Genomic DNA, 13,669 nt, shown 5'->3' with positions numbered 1-13,669 from the left:
GTCGAATGTCCCATTCGATGGCGGGCACATCTTCCCTATGGCCAGAACGACGCAACCCCGTGACGTGGCCGTCGGTGACGCGGTCACCTGGAAGAGCCACGGATCCACCGCCTCAGGGACGGTCGAAGAGAAGATCACCGAACGCACCGAGCGAGCCGGCCGTGTCGTGGACGCCTCGGAGGAGGAGCCGCAGTACCTGGTGCGCAGCGACAAGAGCGGCAGGACCGCCGTCCACAAGGCGTCGGCCCTGCGGAAGAAGCGCTGAGATGGCGAAGGACGAGCACCGCGTCGCCGCGGAGTTCGGCGAGGCGGTCAACATGACGCCCACGGAGATCGAGCGGTGGCTGGACACCCCGCAGTCCCAGGCCGCCGGCGACAAATCGGGCGGCGGGGAGTCCACCGGGCACGCCTCCGGCCGCCGCATCGCGGAGATCCTCCGCAAGAAGGCCGGGGACCTCTCCGAGGACGACTACGCCCACATGCGGAAGGTCACCGGCTACGTCCACCGCCACCTCGCGCAGCGCCCCTCCCACGACGTCAGGGATTCCCGCTGGCGCCACTCGCTCATGAACTGGGGCCACGACCCGCTCAAGTGACCCCGTCCTGACCGACGTTCCCGCGCCCTTCCACGACTAGGGCCGTTCGCGGCGGGCAGAGGGGAACCCGTGGTCGATGAGGGACTGGTGTTGCTGCTGGCGTGGAGCCAGCTGCTCGCGCTCCTGGGGCTGCTCGGGTACTTCCTGCTGCGGGGCAGGTCATGAGGCCCCCCGCGCCGCCGGGTACCGCGCCGCGGCCGGGAAGGCGCCGATTCGCGCGCGCCCTCCCGCAGGCGGCGCTGCTCGCGGTCCTCGCCACCGCGTGCGTCAGCCCGGCCTGGGACGACCACGACTACGGGCTCAAGGCGGGCGCCACCGCCCAGGCGGCCGCGTCCAGCGTGGAGCTGGTGCGGCTCGCGGTCAGGGACCACGACCGGCTCACCACCCCATACCTCAAGACGGTGCTCACCGAGGCGTCCGGCGACCTCGGCAGCGTGAACGACCAGTTCGGCGGGGTGCAGCCGCCCTCCGACGCCGCCGACCGGCTGCGCACGCAGGTCACCGACCTCACCTCGCAGGCGGAGGAGGAGGTCCAGGGCCTGCTCATCGAGGTCAGGCGGGACGGGTTGCGCGACCCGCGCGGGGCCGACCGCAGGCTCGGGGAACTCGCCGGGCGGCTGCGGCAGATCGAGGAGGCCCACCGGTGAAGAAGCTGTTCGCCGTGACCCTGGGCATCCTGACCGCCTTCGGCGGGTTCGTCGACATCGGGGACCTGGTGGCCAACGCCCTGGTCGGCGCCCGGTTCGGCATGTCGCTGGCCTGGGTGGTCATCGTCGGCGTCATCGGCATCTGCCTGTTCGCCGAGATGTCCGGACGCATCGCGGCCGCCTCCCAGCGCCCGGTCTTCGACCTGGTGCGCGAGCGGCTCGGCCCGCGCGCCGGCCTGGTCAACCTCGGCGCCTCCTTCTTCATCAACGTGCTGACGCTGGCCGCGGAGATCGGTGGCGCCTCGCTGGCGCTGGAGCTGGCCACCGGCGTCAACTACCTGCTGTGGGTGCCCGGCGTGGCGCTGGTGGCCTGGCTGGTGATGTGGCGGGTCAAGTTCGAGACGATGGAACGGATCTTCGGCCTCGCCGGGCTCGCGCTGGTCGTCTTCGCGGTGGTGCTGTGGCAGCTCGGCCCCGACTGGGGAGAGCTGGCCCACCAGGTGACCCACCCGCCGTCCGACGAGGGCGTGCCGACGTACTGGTACTACGCGATCGCGCTGCTCGGCGGGGCCATGACGCCCTACGAGGTGTTCTTCTTCTCCTCGGGCGGCGTCGAGGAGCGCTGGACGCGCAAGGACCTGGTCACCTCCCGGGCCAACGTCTTCGTCGGGTTCCCCCTCGGCGGCTTCCTGTCGCTGGCGATCGCCGGATGCGCGGCCACGGTGTTCCTGCCGGTGCACGCGCAGGTGGACACTCTGGGCCAGATGGTGCTGCCCGTCGGTCTCGGCCTCGGCCAGGTCGGTCTGGCGCTGGTCATCTTCGGGATCTTCGCGGCCACGTTCGGCGCGACGCTGGAGACGGCTCTGTCGTCGGGCTACACGCTCAGCCAGTACTTCGGCTGGCAGTGGGGCAAGTACGTGCGGCCGCGGCAGGCGTCGCGGTTCCACGTGGTGGTGCTGGTGGTGACGATCGTGGCGGCCGCCCTGGTGCTCACCACCGTGGACCCGATCAAGGTGACCGAGTACTCGCTGGTCTTCTCGGCCGCCGCGCTCCCGCTGACCTACCTGCCGGTGCTGATGATCAGCAACGATCCCGACTACATGGGCGACCAGGTCAACGGCCGGTTCTCCAACGCGCTCGGCACGGTCTACATGGTGCTGCTCGTCGTGGTCGCCGTGGCGGCGATCCCGCTGATGCTCGCGACGAAGGCGGGACAATGAGCCAGAAGGCCAGGACCCTGCACGCCCAGCTCCACCTGCTGGACCGCCAGGTGGTGCACGCCGGCGACGGCCGCCTGGTGTGCAAGGTGGACGACGTGGAGCTGGCGGCCGGTGAGGACGGCCGCCCGTACGCGACCGCGATTCTCAGCGGGCCGCTCGCGCTCGGGCCGAGGATCGGCGGCGTGGCCGGCCGGCTGATCGTCGCCACCACGGAGCTGTTCCGGCCGGAGGAGCGCCCGGCGCCGCAGCGCATCCCGATGGCGCTGGTGTCGGAGATCGGCAGCGCCGTCCAGGTGAGCGGGGATCCCCCGGAGGCGGCCCTCGAACGCTGGGTGCGCGAGCACCTCATCGCGCCCATTCCCGGCAGCGACGGCGGCGGCGAGGCGGAGGACGGCGGCGACGAGGAGCCGCCCGCCCCGCGTCCCTCCGCCGAGCCCGAGGACGGGAATCGCACGCGCCTCGCGCCGCTCCTCGGCCGCCGGGTCCTCGACGCCGACGGCGCGCCGGTCGGGCAGGTGGCCGACGTCCAGCTCACCCAGGACGGCCCCCTGCTGGAGGGCGTGCAGAACGCCTTCCAGGTCTCCGGTCTCATCGTGGTCCCCCGGCACACCGGGCAGCTGTTCGGTTACGAGCGCGGTCCGGGGGGCCAGGCGCCGGCGCTGGTCAAGACGATCATTCGCCGCCTCCACCGGGGCAGCAGGTACGTCGCCTGGCCGCAACTGGCCTCGCCGCTCCCGGACACCGGTCCGATACGGCTGTCCGCGCGCCTGGCGGAGCTGTCCTCCCTCGCCGAGCTCTACGAGCGGGACACCGCAGGGTGACGGTTTCGGCGCCCGATGCGGGGGCAGCCGAAGACCGATCCCGTACTAGAGGCAAGGAGAGCAGGATGCCGACCGCACGAGAGATCATGACCCCCAACGCCGAATGCGTGCTCGCGGACGAGACGGTCTTCGACGCGGCGGAGAAGATGGCCCGCCTCGACGTCGGCTCGCTCCCCATCTGTGGCGCCGACAACCGGCTGAAGGGCATGCTGACCGACCGCGACATCGTGGTCAAGGTGCTCGCCAAGGACAGGTCGCCCAAGGACTGCACGGCCGGCGAGCTGGCCCAGGGCGAGGCCGTCACCATCGGCGCCGACGACGACGCCAAGGAGATCCTCAGGACCATGGCCTCGCATCAGGTGCGCCGCCTGCCGGTCATCGACGGCCACGAGCTGGTCGGGATCGTCGCGCTGGCCGACGTCGCCCGCGCCCTGCCCGACTCACCGGTGGGCGACCTGGTCGACGCGCTGACGGCCGACTGAGCGGCGCGGCCGGCCGGATGACCGGCCGCCGGCCCGCCCGGCGGGTGCCGGACGTGCGGAGAGCTCCGGCCCGGAGGCACTAGGCCGGAGCTCTCCGCAGGTCACGGCATTCCGGACGGCACGGTCCGGCAGGCGGCCGAACGGTTCCACGGCGCCGTGCGCGCCGGTCAGGCCCAGGCGGCGTGCTCCCTCCTCGCGCCGAGCACCGCCGAGGACGTGGGCTCGGGGGAGGGAGGCTGCGCCAAGGCGATCCTCCGGCTCGGCCTGCCCGCCGGGCAGGGCGCGGGGACGGCGCGGGTCTGGGGCGACGAGGCCCAGGTGCGGCTCGCGGACGACACCGTCTTCCTGCACCGCTTCGCCCACGGCTGGCTCGTGCGGGCCGCCGGGTGCACGCCGCGCGGCGAGCGGCCCTACCAGTGCGATGTGGGGAGCTGAGCATGCGGACGATGTACGTGGTCACCCTGGTGATCATCGTGGCCGGTCTGACGTACTTCCTGACGACCGGGCTGCTGCGCAGGTAGGGGGACGACGATGAGACGCTTCCTGCGCGACAACGCGCTCGGCCTGTTCTTCCTGGCCATCTTCCTGCTGGCGCTGCTCGGCCAGTCGATCGCGGGCAACGCCGACTACAACGCCCGCCAGCTCGTCGACGGCGGCGCCCCCATCTCGTGGGTCTCCTACGTGACCTCCTCCGACTTCACCGTGGACGTCGCGGAGAACTGGCAGTCGGAGTACCTGCAGTTCCTGCTGTTCATCCTGGCGACGGTCTGGCTGGTGCAGCGCGGCTCCCCGGAGTCCAAGAAGCGCGGCGAGGAGGGCCGGGAGAGCGACGAGCGGCAGAAGGTCGGCCCGCACGCCGAGCCGGACAGCCCGGCGTGGGCCAAGGTGGGCGGCCTGCGGCAGGTGCTGTTCTCCAACTCCCTCGGCCTGGTGATGGGCGCGGTCTTCGTCCTGTCGTGGCTGGCCCAGTCGGTGGCCGGCACCGCGAGCTACAACGCCGAACGGCTGGCGCGGTTACAGGACCCGGTCACCTGGCTCGGCTACGTGGGCTCGGCCGACTTCTGGAACCGCACGCTGCAGAACTGGCAGTCGGAGTTCCTGGCGGTGCTGTCCATGGTGGCGTTGTCGGTGTACCTGCGCCAGCGCGGCTCACCGGAGTCCAAGCCGGTCGGCACCTCGCACACGGCGACGAGCGTCGAGGGCTGAGCCCGCCGGGACGGGCTCGGCCGGTCAGGCCGGATCTTGCCCCGGTGCGGCGGCCTCTTCGCGGGGACGGACGACCGCGACGGGGCAGTGGGACCCGTGCAGGGCGCCGTGGCCGACCGAGCCCAGCACCGCCCCCCGGAACCCGCCGAGCCCGCGCGACCCGGCGACGAGCAGGTCGGCCTTCTCCGAGGCCTCCACCAGGGCGGGGGTCGGATGCCCGCACACGGCCGACTCCGCCACCGGCACCTCGGGGTAGCGCTCCCGCCACGGCGCGAGCCACTGCCTGAGGCGCTGCGTCCCGGACTCGAAGACGTCCCGCATGACGTCGGTGTAGCCGGCCGCGAGCGGCGAGAACACCGGAACCGCCCAGGCGTACACCGCGTGGACGCGCGCCTCGCGTCGCCGCGCCTGCTCGAAGGCGAACTCCAGGGCGGCCTCGGAGTGCGGTGACCCGTCGACGCCCACGGCGATCTCGCCGAACCGCTCCCGCGGCAGGTCGCGGACGACCACGACCGGTCCGGCGGCGTGGCCGGCGAGGGCGACGCCCACCGATCCGACCATGAGCCCGGTGAAGCCGCCCATGCCGCGGCTGCCGAGCACGATGGCGTCGGCCCGGCCCGACTCGTCCAGCAGCCGCTCCACGACGGCGCCGGTGATCAACTCGGTGGTCACGGCGAGGCCGGGCGCCCGTTCTCCGGCCCGCTCGGCGGCCTTCGCCAGCACGCCCTCGCAGTAGTCGGTGAGCGACTGGTCGAACCCCTCCACGCGGTGGAAGGGGTACTCGTTGGCCCACGGCTCGCGGACGTGCACGATGCGCAGGGCGCCTCCCGCGCGCGCGGCGTCGTCGGCCGCCCAGTCGACCGCCGCGAGGGCGGAGGGGGAACCGTCGACCGCGACGGTGACAAGCCCGAACATGTTCTTCTCCTTCGTCGTGCCGGACGACCCGGCCGGTCCGCGCCGCTGCCCGTCTTCAGCCGGATCACCGGGACCCGGCCCGCCGGGACGTCCGCGTGGCACTGTCATCCTCGTCCCAGGCGAGCCCGCCCACCACGTCCACCACGCCGGTGACCCGCGCGATGGCCCGGACGGGCCGGTCACCCGTGCCCGCCGGGCGCCCGGAACGCGGCGGCGCCCGGGACGCGGTGGAACGCGGCGGCGCCCGGGACGCGGTGGAACGCGGCGCCGCCCTGGACGCGGCGGGCACATGGGCCTTTCGGCCCCAAGGGCTGGGACCAGTGCCCCGGGTACCCGGCCCCCGCCAGGGGGAGGACGACAGTGGGGCGAACGCCGCCGTTCCCGGCCGCCGGAGCACCGGCGTGCCGAAGGGAGGGAGAGCCATGGACACTCGCACGCCGGCCGGCACCCTGGCGGAGGCGGTCAGGGCCGCGGTGGAGGCGGCCGTCCACGCGCCGTCGGTGCACAACACCCAGCCGTGGTCCTTCACCGTGACGGGCGAGGAGATCAGCCTGCGGGCCGACCGCGACAGGCTCCTGCCGGTCGCCGACCCGGCGGGCCGCCAGATGCTGATCAGCTGCGGCGCCGCCCTGCTGGACGTGCGGATCGCGCTGCACGCCCTCGGCTACACCCCCGAGGTGCGGCTCCTGCCCGACCCGGACCGTCCCTCCCTGCTGGCCAGGGTGCGGCCGCGGCCGGGCCCGGCGCCCGACGAGGCGGCCCGCGCGTTGTACGAGCAGGTCGAACGGCGCCGCACGCACCGGGGCGGGTTCACCGAGGAGGCGGTGCCCGAGGCTTTGGCGGACGCGCTGGTGCGCGAGGCGGGCATGGAGGGCGCGCGGCTCACGCCGGTCCGGTCGGGGCCCGCCGTCCGCCTGCTCGGCGCCATCACCAACGCGGCCCAGGAGGCGCAGTCGCAGGACCGCCTGTTCACCCTGGAGCTGATCCGATGGAGCCGGCCCCCCGGAAGCACCCGGCGCGACGGGGTGGTGGCGGAGGCGTACCCGAGCACGCCGCCGCACACGCACCCGCAGCGGTTCGCCCAGCGTGACTACGCCCACGGCCACGGGTGGGGCGGCGAGGCCGGCGATCCGGCGGCGAACGCCACGGGGCTGGTCGCCGTGCTCACCACGGCGGGCGACACCCCCGAGGACTGGCTGGCCGCCGGCCAGGCGCTGCAGCGTGTCCTGCTGCACGCCTCGGCCCACGGGGTGTACGCCGCCTTCCACACCCAGGCGCTGGAGATGCCCGAGTTGCGGGAGTTCCTGCGCCACCAGGTGTGCTCGGGAGAGCACCCTCAGATGATCATGAGGCTGGGCCGCGTTCCCCGGGAAGGCGTCAGCGTCCGCCGCCCGGCCGCCGAGATGGTCGAGGAACGCTGAACCCGGCGGCCAGATGTCGTCCCCTGGTCGCCGGACCGGCGGCCGGACCACCCGCCGAGCCCGGCGGCCGGAGAGGCGCCGAGTCCGTCGTTCTCGCCGCCGCCGGATCGCCGGCCGCGGTGGGGTGCGAAGGCGTCGTACCCGGAGGCGGCCGTGGAGGAGATGGGGGTCAGGGGAGGTTCCAGGCCGTGGCGAACGCCTCGATCTCGGCCTCCATGAGGGTGGCGGGCCGGTGACCCATGCCGTCGAACTGACCCTGGACCTCCAGGCTCACGACGCCGTGCAGGCGGGACCAGACGACGACGGCCCCGGCCAGCGCGGTGGCGGGATCGCCCTCCTGGGTGTGGGCCCGCACCCATGTGGCGACCGGCGCGTTCTCGGCGGCCCACCGCTCCATCTGGGCCGTGAGCCCCTCGGCCTCCGGCGGGCGGACCCCGTGCGCGACCACGGCGAGGAAGGGGCCGAGCGCGGCCCTGGCCCGGTCGAGCGTCTCGGGCGGGGCGGCGTAGTCGGGGGACGGCGTCCCGGCGAGCAGGTGGTACAGGTGCGGCGCGGTCACGGCCCACTCGCGGTAGGCGGCGGCCAGAGCGTGCAGGCGTTCGCGGGGGGACCGCCCGGCCGCCGCGCCGGCCGCCGCCCGCACGGCCGCCGCGGCCGAGTCGTAACCGTCGCTGATCAGCTCGGTCAGCAGGTCGTCGCGGTTGCGGAAGTACTTGTAGAGCGCGGGGCCTGTGACGCCGAGCTGCTTGGCCACCGCGTTGAGGCTGAGCGCCGCCGCTCCGCCGGACGCGATCTGGGCGAGGGCGGCCTGTTTGATCTCGGCGCGTACCTGGTCCCGGTAGCGCTGCCGCGGTGTGCCGTCGCGGACCGCCATGCGAATCATCCCCTCGACGCCGTCGGCATGCTCGCGCTCGTTATATGCCGTAACCAACGATAGAGGATTGTGCCGCGCGCGCCGGTGCCCGCCTCAGGCCCCCGGGCCCCGCGCCTCGTCCGGCAGGTCGCGGCCGGCGATGACCAGGGTGTCGATGGCGTCCCGCACGCCGTCGTCGGTGGGCACCGGACGGCGGACGCGGCCGGCGCGCACGACGGCCAGCGACGCCAGCGACGCGACGACCGACTCGGGCGTATAGAGGACGGCGGCGTCGCGCGGGCCGCCCACGCCCTCCTCGAGGTTGGTGACGTCGTGGCCGACGATCAGCAGGCGGCCGCCGGGCGCCACCGCGCCCGCGGCCCTGCTCAGCACGGGGGCCAGGTCGTCCGGCGGCAGGTGCAGGTAGGCGATGAGCACCAGGTCGTAGGCCATGGGCTCGGGACGGTACTCGCACAGGTCGGCCATCACCCACTCGACGGCCACCTCGCGCTCGCCCGCCATCCGCCGGGCCTTGGCCAGCCCGGCGGTGGAGAAGTCGACGCCGGTCATCCGCCATCCGCGTTCGGCGAGCCACACGGCGTTGCGGCCCTCGCCGGCGCCGAGGTCCAGGCCGCGGCCGGGACGCAGGCCGGAGAGGTGCTCGACCACGAAACGGTTGGGCTCGGCGGTCCAGAGCAACCCGCTGGCCTCGTAGCGGCGGTCCCACTCCGCGTTCTTCATGCGCCACCTCCGGGGGCGATCATATGCCCGGCGGGGCCGCCCGGCCTCCGGCGCCGCACGGCGGTCACTCCTCGCCCGAGAAGCGCTCCCAGGCGGACTGCCGGGTCATGCCGAGCGCCGCTCCGATGCTCGCCCAGGTGACCTTGCGTTCGCGCAGGCGCAGCACCCAGTCGCGGAGGTTCTCCTCGACCTGTTTGCCGACGGCGGCGACGCGGGGCAGGTGCTCGAGGATCTGCTGGTCCGTCATGGCCTCCCACGCCGGGATGCGCGGCTCGCCGGGCTGGTCGGGCGTCTCGATGATCGTGAGGCACAGGCCCACGCATTCGTCGCAGATGAAGACGCCCGCGCCCGCGACGATCCTGGCGACCTCAGCGCGCCCCTTGCCGCAGAACGAGCACCGCACCGTCGGCGTCGTGTCGATGATCGTGGCCATCGCCGATCCTCCCGCCCTCGTGTCAGGCATCTCCTGACGGATATCGAGGAACGTATCGCGTCAGGCGATTCCTGACAAGGAGCGGACGGCGGAGATCAGAATGCGGGCGGCGAAAAATCAGAGAAGAAATCCGCGGCCCGTGTCGATGCGCGGTGGCCCCGCTCGACGCCCGGGTGAGAGCGGAACACCGCACCGCGACACACCGCACACGGAAGGACTCCCATCATGGCCGCCACCTCCCTCACCCCCGGCACCGCCGCCACCGCCCGCCCCCGCGTCCTGCGCAGGGTCCTGTGGGCCTTCCAGGTCCTCTTCGGGCTGTTCCTGATCGTGGCCTCGGCGCTGCCGAAGTTCGCCGGCCAGAAGGACGCGGTGGAGACCTTCGCCCAGATCGGCTGGGGTCAGTGGTTCCGGTACGTGACCGGCGCCGTCGAGCTGGCCGGCGGCGCCGGGCTGCTGGTCCCCCGCCTGGCCGGGGCGGCCGCGACCGGGCTCGTCGGCCTGATGATCGGCGCGGCCCTGACCCAGATCCTGGTCATCGACCCCGTCTGGGCGCTGATGCCGATCGGCATGGGCGTGGTGTTCGCGCTGATCGCCTGGGACCGCCGGGAGCAGACCCGCGACCTGGTCCGCTCCCTCACGCGCTGACCCGCCACCGGCCGGCGCCCCGCCCTCGACCGGCCGTGCCGGAGCCGGCCGGTCGAGGGCGTGGTTCAGGCCAACGCGGCCCGAGGTCGTCGGATGTGGTCCGGCGTGACCGGGGGGCCGGGGGGCCGGGGTCAGCCGGAGCAGCCCAGGCGCTGGGTGCTCAGTGCGATGTCGTCGAGCCACACCTCGTACGACCCCGGGGACGGGTTCGGCTGGTAGAGCTGCCAGCCGAGCTTGACGGTGTCGAAGCGGGGGAAGACGAAGTCCACGTCGTTGCCCCCGTGCTCGTGAGTGGAGGCGCTCAGCTCGGGCCGCGGCACCCCGTCGAACCAGGTCGAGATGCGGTTGTCGGTGGCGTCCATCCGCCACTCCACGCACTGCCACACGCCCGCGCGGGACGGGGCGGTCTCGCGCCAGTTCGTCCAGTCGCCGGTGGGGCCGCCGTCGGCGCCGACTCCCCAGAGCGCGGTGCCGCCGCCGACCACGGGGACGTACTGGCCGCCGAGCGGGCGGACGACCTCGGGGCCGGCGCCGGTCGCCTCGATGAGGGTGTAGTGCGCCCAGTCGGGCGCCACGGGGAACGCCTTCACGCGCAGCCGCACCCGGCCGTAGAAGCCGTTCCCCGGCGGGGCGAAGTCGTCCACCTTCAGGAAGGCCCGCCCGTTGCCCTCGGTGCGCACGCGCAGCGCCTTCTGCCCGGCCCGTCCGCCGGGAACGCGCTCCACGGTGAGGGCGCCGTGCTTGGTGTCGACGCCCCACGCGAGGCTGGCGGCGCCGCCGATGGGCAGGTTCTGGAAGTCCTCGCAGAACAGCAGGGTCTTGCCGGCGCAGGTTCCGGGCCCCCACCGCCCGGCGCTCTGGACGGTGCTCTGACCGGCGCTCTGACCGGCATCGCGGCCGGGTCCGGCGGCCTCGGCGACCGGCGTGGCCGTCAGGGGAAGCAGCATGGCCAGGGAGGCCATGGATAACCATTTCCGCACGACGTGCTCCTTCGCGACAGATGATCCGAACGTAAGCTACGGGAAATGGGAGCGCTCCCATAGAGACGGCGGCCTCCCGGAAAGGCACGAGGGCCGCCCCGCCCGGATGCCCCGCATGGGACACCAGGTCGGAGCGGCCCTCGACGCCGCCGGCGCTCAGGCGCCCGGCTCGGCCACCGTGAATGTTGCATGCAGGTGGCGCGTGTGGTCCACCTCGCGGACCGGCCCGGTCAGCGTCACCGCCGCGACGAGGCGCGGGTCGGTGCTGGAGGCGGCCAGCCGCAGTTCCAGCTCTCCGGGCTCGACGATCCGCCGGCCCTGGCGGCCGGTGAAGGAGGCCAGGTCGGCGGGCACGGTCACCCGCACGCGGCTCGCCTCCCCCGGCGCGAGCGGCACCCGCGCGTACCCGATCAGGCGCTGGACCGGCTGCACCACCGTGGCGACGGGGTCGTGCAGGTAGAGCTGTACCACCTCGGTGCCCTCGCGGTCGCCGGCGTTGCGCACGGTGAATTCCAGGGTCACCTCGCCGTCCGTGCCGATGCGCGCGCCGTCGCCGGACAGGTCCGACCACTCGAACGCCGTGTACGACAGGCCGTGGCCGAAGCCGAACGCGGGCGTCGGGTCGATGTTGGACACCTCGGTGGCGTGCGCGAGCCGCGCCGACAGGTAGGTGGAGGGGTGCACGCCCGGCCGGCGCGGGATGCTCACCGGCAGGCGGCCCGACGGGTTGATCCGCCCGCTGAGCACCCCGGCGATCGCGGAGGTGCCCTCCTGGCCCGGGAAGAACGACTGGACGATCGCCGCGGCCCCCTCCACGGCTCCGCCCAGCGCGTACGGCCGGCCGGCCAGCAGGGTGGTGACGACCGGCCTCCCCGTGGCGATCAGGGCGTCGAGCAGTTGCTGCTGGACGCCGGGCAGCGCCGCGGACTCGGCGTCGCACCCCTCGCCGCTGGTGCCCCGGCCGAACAGGCCGGCCCGGTCGCCGAGCACCGCCACCACGACGTCGGCGCCGCGCGCCAGCTCGACCGCCTCGGCGAAGCCGCCGGTGTCCGGCCCGTCCACGGTGGCGCCGGGCGCGGTGACGATCTCGGCGCCGGGGAACTCGGCGGCCAGCGCCTCGCGCAGCGTGGGCAGCCCGATGCCGGTGGGCACGTCGGGGTGGTGGACCAATACGTGCAGGGGGAAGGAGTAGCAGCCGAGGACGGCCAGCGGGTCGTCGGCGTTGGGCCCGACGACCGCGATCCTCTCCGGCCGCCGCAGCGGCAGCGTCCCGTCGTTGCCCAGCAGGACGATGGCCTGCTCGGCGATGCGCCGCGCGGTGTCCCGGTTGGCCGGCGAGTCCAGGTCGATCGACCCGCGCAGCGCCTCGGCGTCGCTCAGGTCGGCCCCCGCGAGCCCGGGCGGCACCGGGTTCCAGCCGGGGTCGAGCAGGCCGAGCCGCGCCTTCTGCACCAGCACGCGGCGCAGCGCCCGATCGATCAGCGCCTCGGGGACCTGCCCGGCGGCGATCGCCTCCACCAGGGGCCGCCCGAAGGTCTTGACGGTCGGGAGCTCCACGTCCACGCCGGCGGCCAGGGCGGCGCCCGCGGCCTCGGCCCAGTCGCCCGCCATGCCGTGCAGCGTCTTGAGGAAGGCGATGCCGAAGTAGTCGGCGACGACCGTGCCCTCGAACCCCCAGGTGTCGCGCAGCAGGGTCGTCAGCAGCCACTCGTCGGCGACGGCGGGCATCCCGTCGGTGTCGGTGTAGGCGTGCATGACCGAGCGGACGCCGCTCTCGCGCACGGCCATCTCGAACGGCACCAGGATGACATCGGCGCGCTCGCGGGGGCCCATCGCCACCGGGGCCAGGTTGCGGCCGGCCACCGAGGCGGAGTATCCGGCGAAGTGCTTGAGCGTGGCGATGATGCCCGCCGACTCAAGGCCCTGGATGTAGGCGGTGGCGATGGTGCCGACCAGGTAGGGGTCCTCCCCGATGGTCTCCTCGACGCGCCCCCAGCGGGCGTCGCGCACCACGTCCAGCACGGGGGCCAGACCCTGGTGGACGCCGACGGACCGCATGTCGCCGCCGATGGCGCCCGCCATCTGCCGGACCAGCGCGGGGTCGAACGTGGCGCCCCACGACAGCGGCACCGGGTAGGCGGTGGCGCCCCAGGTGGCGAAGCCGGCCAGGCACTCCTCGTGGGCCAGGGCGGGGATGGCGAACCGATTGGCGCCGGTGATGCGCTGCTGGGTCCTCAGCAGGGACAGCGCGCCGACGGCCGGGTCGACCGGTGCCGTGCCGAAGGGCCGTGTCAGCTGTCCGAGGCCGTTGGGCAGTAGGACGTCCAGGTCGATGGCGTCGTCCATCTCGTGCTGGTGCGGCGCGACCTCCCCGCCCTCGCGGGACGCGCCGACCCAGACACCGAAGAGCTGCGCGACCTTCTCCTCGACGGTCATCTCCGCGATCAGGGCCTCGACACGGGTCTCGGCGTCCTGAGCGGGGTCCTGCCAGAGGGGGGTGGCGGGGTCTGTCTCAACGGACACGATTGGGGTCACTTTCCTCCGACGCCCCTCAGCCCCTTTGCCAGGGCACGACGGGCGAACAGATACACGAGAAGGATGGGGACCATGCAGAGCATCACCGTGGCCGGCGGTCCGTCTTGATCAGACGGAGGCGATCGGGAGGAAAGTCGCCTCGGGGGGCGCCATCGACGGCCATGGCCTCCT

15 protein-coding genes and 1 pseudogene are annotated in these 13,669 nt (G+C 73.7%); 10 read left to right on the top strand and 6 right to left on the bottom strand.

Annotated features, from left to right (window positions below; all coding sequences use genetic code 11):
* Positions 1-37 precede the first annotated feature (37 nt).
* From ABZT47_RS33800 to ABZT47_RS33765, 8 genes are all read left to right on the top strand, one after another.
* Positions 38-265, top strand: coding sequence for a DUF2945 domain-containing protein (locus ABZT47_RS33800; RefSeq protein WP_354851478.1), 228 nt, complete (start codon positions 38-40; stop codon positions 263-265).
* A 1-nt stretch (position 266) separates the two neighbouring features.
* The gene (locus tag ABZT47_RS33795) at positions 267-596 is read left to right on the top strand and encodes a DUF3140 domain-containing protein (RefSeq protein WP_354851475.1); all 330 of its coding nucleotides are present in this window, start codon (positions 267-269) and stop codon (positions 594-596) included.
* Positions 597-757: 161 nt separating this feature from the next.
* Entirely contained in the window at positions 758-1,243 is a 486-nt protein-coding gene (locus ABZT47_RS33790) for a hypothetical protein (protein ID WP_354851472.1), read from the top strand.
* Positions 1,240-2,463: a divalent metal cation transporter gene (locus ABZT47_RS33785; protein WP_354851469.1), complete on the top strand. Its 1,224-nt coding sequence runs from the start codon at positions 1,240-1,242 to the stop codon at positions 2,461-2,463. The genes ABZT47_RS33790 and ABZT47_RS33785 overlap by 4 nt, the downstream gene beginning before the upstream one ends.
* Positions 2,460-3,284 carry a hypothetical protein gene (locus tag ABZT47_RS33780; RefSeq protein WP_354851466.1) on the top strand — a complete coding sequence of 275 codons (825 nt, stop codon included), beginning with the start codon at positions 2,460-2,462 and terminating at the stop codon, positions 3,282-3,284. The genes ABZT47_RS33785 and ABZT47_RS33780 overlap by 4 nt, the downstream gene beginning before the upstream one ends.
* Positions 3,285-3,349: 65 nt before the next feature.
* Positions 3,350-3,766: a CBS domain-containing protein gene (locus tag ABZT47_RS33775; RefSeq protein ID WP_354851463.1), complete on the top strand. Its 417-nt coding sequence runs from the start codon at positions 3,350-3,352 to the stop codon at positions 3,764-3,766.
* A gap of 156 nt (positions 3,767-3,922) precedes the next feature.
* Positions 3,923-4,201 carry a hypothetical protein gene (locus ABZT47_RS33770; RefSeq protein ID WP_354851460.1) on the top strand — a complete coding sequence of 93 codons (279 nt, stop codon included), beginning with the start codon at positions 3,923-3,925 and terminating at the stop codon, positions 4,199-4,201.
* Between the two features lie 96 nt (positions 4,202-4,297).
* Positions 4,298-4,972, top strand: a complete 675-nt coding sequence (locus tag ABZT47_RS33765; protein ID WP_354851457.1) for a DUF6766 family protein — start codon at positions 4,298-4,300, stop codon at positions 4,970-4,972.
* Between the two features lie 24 nt (positions 4,973-4,996).
* Here ABZT47_RS33765 and ABZT47_RS33760 read toward each other — a convergent pair whose 3' ends face one another.
* Entirely contained in the window at positions 4,997-5,887 is an 891-nt protein-coding gene (locus ABZT47_RS33760) for a universal stress protein (protein ID WP_354851455.1), read from the bottom strand.
* 422 nt (positions 5,888-6,309) lie between these two features.
* Here ABZT47_RS33760 and ABZT47_RS33755 point away from each other — a divergent pair, with 422 nt between their 5' ends.
* A complete protein-coding gene (locus tag ABZT47_RS33755) occupies positions 6,310-7,308 on the top strand; it encodes a hypothetical protein (protein ID WP_354851452.1) in 999 nt (332 codons plus the stop codon).
* 169 nt (positions 7,309-7,477) lie between these two features.
* Here ABZT47_RS33755 and ABZT47_RS33750 read toward each other — a convergent pair whose 3' ends face one another.
* The 3 genes and pseudogenes from ABZT47_RS33750 to ABZT47_RS33740 form a co-directional block, all read right to left on the bottom strand.
* Positions 7,478-8,239, bottom strand: a complete 762-nt coding sequence (locus tag ABZT47_RS33750; RefSeq protein ID WP_354851449.1) for a TetR/AcrR family transcriptional regulator — start codon at positions 8,237-8,239, stop codon at positions 7,478-7,480.
* A gap of 36 nt (positions 8,240-8,275) precedes the next feature.
* Entirely contained in the window at positions 8,276-8,902 is a 627-nt protein-coding gene (locus ABZT47_RS33745) for a class I SAM-dependent methyltransferase (RefSeq protein ID WP_354851447.1), read from the bottom strand.
* 295 nt (positions 8,903-9,197) lie between these two features.
* A pseudogene (locus tag ABZT47_RS33740) lies at positions 9,198-9,335 on the bottom strand (ClpX C4-type zinc finger protein); the annotation flags it as partial.
* A 225-nt stretch (positions 9,336-9,560) separates the two neighbouring features.
* On the opposite strand from ABZT47_RS33740, the gene ABZT47_RS33735 reads away from it, so the two are divergent.
* Positions 9,561-9,983, top strand: a complete 423-nt coding sequence (locus tag ABZT47_RS33735) for a DoxX family protein (RefSeq protein WP_354851445.1) — start codon at positions 9,561-9,563, stop codon at positions 9,981-9,983.
* A gap of 131 nt (positions 9,984-10,114) precedes the next feature.
* Here ABZT47_RS33735 and ABZT47_RS33730 read toward each other — a convergent pair whose 3' ends face one another.
* Both ABZT47_RS33730 and ABZT47_RS33725 read right to left on the bottom strand, forming a co-directional pair.
* A complete protein-coding gene (locus tag ABZT47_RS33730) occupies positions 10,115-10,963 on the bottom strand; it encodes a hypothetical protein (RefSeq protein WP_354851442.1) in 849 nt (282 codons plus the stop codon).
* Positions 10,964-11,119: 156 nt separating this feature from the next.
* Positions 11,120-13,486 (bottom strand): glycoside hydrolase family 3 N-terminal domain-containing protein, encoded by a 2,367-nt coding sequence (locus ABZT47_RS33725; protein ID WP_354851439.1) that lies wholly within the window; start codon positions 13,484-13,486, stop codon positions 11,120-11,122.
* Positions 13,487-13,669 lie beyond the last annotated feature (183 nt).

The organism is Sphaerisporangium sp. NPDC005289 (assembly GCF_040607455.1).
In the GTDB taxonomy this organism is placed as follows: Bacteria; Actinomycetota; Actinomycetes; order Streptosporangiales; family Streptosporangiaceae; genus Sphaerisporangium; species Sphaerisporangium rhizosphaerae.
Note: the sequence above shows the minus strand (reverse complement) of the source record. Positions and strands in the feature narration are given on the sequence as shown.

What these genes read in the sequence shown, in the direction of transcription:
- ABZT47_RS33760 (WP_354851455.1), bottom strand. Translation starts at nt 5,887, where the DNA reads ATGTTCGGGCTTGTCACCGTCGCGGTCGACGGTTCCCCCTCCGCCCTC.
- ABZT47_RS33780 (WP_354851466.1), top strand. Translation starts at nt 2,460, where the DNA reads ATGAGCCAGAAGGCCAGGACCCTGCACGCCCAGCTCCACCTGCTGGAC.
- ABZT47_RS33775 (WP_354851463.1), top strand. Translation starts at nt 3,350, where the DNA reads ATGCCGACCGCACGAGAGATCATGACCCCCAACGCCGAATGCGTGCTC.
- ABZT47_RS33745 (WP_354851447.1), bottom strand. Translation starts at nt 8,902, where the DNA reads ATGAAGAACGCGGAGTGGGACCGCCGCTACGAGGCCAGCGGGTTGCTC.
- ABZT47_RS33795 (WP_354851475.1), top strand. Translation starts at nt 267, where the DNA reads ATGGCGAAGGACGAGCACCGCGTCGCCGCGGAGTTCGGCGAGGCGGTC.
- ABZT47_RS33765 (WP_354851457.1), top strand. Translation starts at nt 4,298, where the DNA reads ATGAGACGCTTCCTGCGCGACAACGCGCTCGGCCTGTTCTTCCTGGCC.
- ABZT47_RS33800 (WP_354851478.1), top strand. Translation starts at nt 38, where the DNA reads ATGGCCAGAACGACGCAACCCCGTGACGTGGCCGTCGGTGACGCGGTC.
- ABZT47_RS33790 (WP_354851472.1), top strand. Translation starts at nt 758, where the DNA reads ATGAGGCCCCCCGCGCCGCCGGGTACCGCGCCGCGGCCGGGAAGGCGC.
- ABZT47_RS33755 (WP_354851452.1), top strand. Translation starts at nt 6,310, where the DNA reads ATGGACACTCGCACGCCGGCCGGCACCCTGGCGGAGGCGGTCAGGGCC.
- ABZT47_RS33735 (WP_354851445.1), top strand. Translation starts at nt 9,561, where the DNA reads ATGGCCGCCACCTCCCTCACCCCCGGCACCGCCGCCACCGCCCGCCCC.